Origin of the sequence: Streptomyces niphimycinicus, assembly GCF_018883605.1 — a bacterium.
Classification (GTDB): Bacteria; Actinomycetota; Actinomycetes; order Streptomycetales; family Streptomycetaceae; genus Streptomyces; species Streptomyces niphimycinicus.
On the sequence record NZ_JAHLEM010001106.1, the window covers coordinates 1 to 2,242 of the forward strand.

The following is a 2,242-nucleotide window of genomic DNA, read 5'->3' on the forward strand; positions in this document are numbered from 1 at the left end:
GCCGCCGTCGTTCCGGCCGCCGACGCCCTCGCGGCCCCGGCCGCCGTCCAGCCGTACTCCCAGCCGGTCCGCGACCCACTGTCCCGACCACACGTTGCCCACGCTCACGCCGCCCTGCGCCTCGTTTCCATCGTCGCTCGTCCGGGGTCCGTCCCGGGCCCGGTTCGTTCGCTCTACGTCCGCAGGCTCGCCGCCAGCAGTTCCACGAAGCTCACATCCTCCCGGGCCACCCCGAAGACCTCCGCGCGCCGCAGGGTCCGCTCGGCCCATGCCCGGTGCGGCTTCACCTCGTTCATTTTGTTGGTGTACGAGGAGCGCAGCACACCGCCCCCGTCGCGCTGGGGCTCCAGGATGTCCACCGCGTCGCTGAACTCCTCGTGGCTGACGACGGACAGCGCGTGCACGGGGGCGACATGGGTGGGGTGGATGCAGGTCTTGCCCTGCAATCCGTTGGCGCGGTCCAGTTCGATCTCGCGCAGCAGCCCGTCCATGTGGTGCTCGATCAGCGCGGTGCGCAGGGATTCGGCGCGGCCGCTGCTGAAGGGGCTGATCCGTAGCTGCGGTTTGAACATTCGCTCATGGGGTTTGAAGTACTCCCACACCGGCCCGGTGATCGTGAAGCCCGTACCGTCGGCCCGGCCCAGCATGTTCACCACGTCCGCGATCACGGACGCGATGAGCTGGACGTCGTACGCGGTCATGTCCGGCGCCCTGCGCAGCCCGTACGCCGAGCAGAGATCGGTGACCCCGAGACGCAGTGCCAGCACCCGCTCGCGGTACTTGTCGACAATCCGGCTGATGCCGCTCAGGGTGTCGGTGCGCGTCTCGCGGTGCATCAGCTCGGGCGATTCGAGAACCGGCATCGCGAAGAGCCGCCGTCCGCCCAATACCTCGGCCACCTGGGCGTTTTCGGCCGACATCAGTGCCTCGAGAAAGGCCCCGCCGCGCTCCTCGGTGAACTTCGGCAGCACGAATCCGGACAGCAGCCGCACACCCGCTCCGAACCGGGTGAGCAGATCGACGATCTGCTCGGGGGTGCGGACCCGGATGAAGAGCAGCGGCAGCGGAGTGCCGGGGCCGAGCCCGGACAGCTCCGCGAACTGCCGTATGAGGTTCTCCTCCGCCCCCGGCACCTCGGCGTCGTCTATGGAGTCCTCCAGGCAGAGCACCATGGACACCACGCCGCGACCTGCCTGTTTGACGATGTCCTCGGCGAGCTTGGGCCGGGTCGCGGGGCAGTACAGGGTCGCGCCGAGCGCGACGGCCAGCGTCCGGGCGGGCGAGTCCACACTGAACTCACCGGGCTCCTGATGAAAGACGTTCGCCCGCACCTCATCCGGCAGATGTCCGAAATGCCGCATCTAACTCCCCGTACTGCCGGTACGCCGCCTCGGCCACACTGACCCGCGGTTGGCCGATAATCGTACGTACGACCCTGGGTCAAAAGTTCCCCAAGCGCGTGAAAATCACGTAACCCATGTGCGTCCGCATGGTGTCCGGCATACCCGCCCTGCCGCCCCGTACCACCTCCCCGCCACCACCCGCCCCGCACCCTGCGTTGTCCCAGGACCCACTGGGAAGGCAGGATTGCCGCCATGACGCAGGCGATGCTGAAGGGATCGAACATCCCGCTGGAGGCCACGGCCATACGCGCGGTGTTGCGCTGGACCCCCGGCACGGACGTACCCGACGTGGACGCCTCGGCGCTGCTGCTGGACGCGGACGACCGGGTGCGCTCGGACGAGGACTTCGTCTTCTACAACCAGCCGGACCACCCCTCGGGGCTGGTCCGGCACCTCCCCAAGAAGCCGAACCAGGGCGCGCTGACGGACACCATCGAGGCCGAGTTCTCCGGGCTGGAGTCCGGGGTGCGCCGGGTGGTGCTCGCCGCGTCCGCCGACGGCGGCACCTTCGGACAGGTGAGGGATCTGAGCCTGCTGCTCTACGACGCCTCGTCCGGTGCGCCGCGCGAGGCGGACGCCGAGCCGATCGCGATCTTCGCGGTGCTGCCGGAGACCGGTATGGAGGCCGCGCTGATCTGCGGTGAGCTCTACCGGCGCGGCGACACCTGGAAGTTCCGGGCCCTGGGGCAGGGCTATGAGACGGGGCTGGTCGGGCTGGCCACGCAGTACGGGATCTCCGTGGAGGACGGCGAGGCCGCGGGCGGCTCGGACGGCGACGGAGCCACGGCCCCGGCCGGGCCGGAAGGCGGCGCCGCGCCGGAGCCCCCGGCCGCTCCCAC

General features: G+C 69.9%; 2 protein-coding genes. One reads left to right on the forward strand and one right to left on the reverse strand.

Annotated elements, in window-relative coordinates; all coding sequences use genetic code 11:
- Window positions 1-173: 173 nt before the first annotated feature.
- Window positions 174-1,361 carry an HpcH/HpaI aldolase/citrate lyase family protein gene (locus KN815_RS47935; protein ID WP_216348042.1) on the reverse strand — a complete coding sequence of 396 codons (1,188 nt, stop codon included), beginning with the start codon at window positions 1,359-1,361 and terminating at the stop codon, window positions 174-176.
- Window positions 1,362-1,595: 234 nt separating this feature from the next.
- On the opposite strand from KN815_RS47935, the gene KN815_RS47940 reads away from it, so the two are divergent.
- On the forward strand, window positions 1,596-2,242 hold a 647-nt coding region (locus KN815_RS47940; RefSeq protein WP_253209713.1), incomplete at its 3' end, for a TerD family protein.

Bases quoted from the DNA above. Each gene is read 5' to 3' on its own strand.
- KN815_RS47935 (WP_216348042.1), bottom strand. From the start codon at position 1,361: ATGCGGCATTTCGGACATCTGCCGGATGAGGTGCGGGCGAACGTCTTT.